Below are 720 nucleotides of genomic sequence, written 5' to 3'. Positions count from 1 at the left end.
GATCCTGGCGACGCGCGGCACCATCGACCTCTGCTCCTACATGCTTCCCGACGCAGGCAACATCCAGGAAACGGAGGTTGCCGCCCTGAACCGCCGAAACGCCGCCCGAGGGCGGGGCGCTGTAACGGCCATCTACACACAAGCCGATGCGATTGCGACCCTGGATGCCTTTCGGCCCGTCGAATACCAGGCGTGGTACGCGGTGATACCTGGCGTCCGCGCCCGCTATTGGAATGCCGGACATTTGCTCGGCTCGGCTTCGATCGAGCTGGAATTCGCCGAGCAAGGCAGAAACGGAGGGCCGTTGCGTGTCCTGATGTCGGGTGACATCGGCCCAGACGCCAAACTGCTGGAGCCGGATCCGGAGGCACCGACCAGCCTCGACTACGTATTTTGCGAGTCGACCTACGGCGATAGCGACCGCCCGTCCACAACTCACGCACTGCGTCGCGCGCATCTCGCCCAGGAGGTGCGCGATGCCGCCAGCGGACGCGGCGCACTGTTAATCCCCGCTTTTGCGGTAGAACGGACCCAGGAGCTGATCGTCGATCTGGCCGACTTGATGGCCCGCGGTGAGATTCCGACCGCACCAATTTTCCTCGATTCGCCTTTGGCGATCCGTGCGACGGAAGTCTTTCGGAATAACACGGCCAGTCTCGATCCGAGCGTCGATTTGGACCGGCTTCTGACTTCCAGTCAGTTGCACTTCACGGAAACCGT

At 62.6% G+C, this 720-nt stretch carries 1 protein-coding gene; it reads left to right on the top strand.

The genetic code is table 11. The features are described from left to right. A partial coding sequence (locus tag QJT78_RS51830; protein WP_038946111.1) for an MBL fold metallo-hydrolase occupies positions 1-720 on the top strand: 720 nt, incomplete at both ends.

This window comes from Bradyrhizobium sp. Mp27 (assembly GCF_029953005.1).
In the GTDB taxonomy this organism is placed as follows: Bacteria; Pseudomonadota; Alphaproteobacteria; order Rhizobiales; family Xanthobacteraceae; genus Bradyrhizobium; species Bradyrhizobium barranii.
Note: the sequence above shows the minus strand (reverse complement) of the source record. Positions and strands in the feature narration are given on the sequence as shown.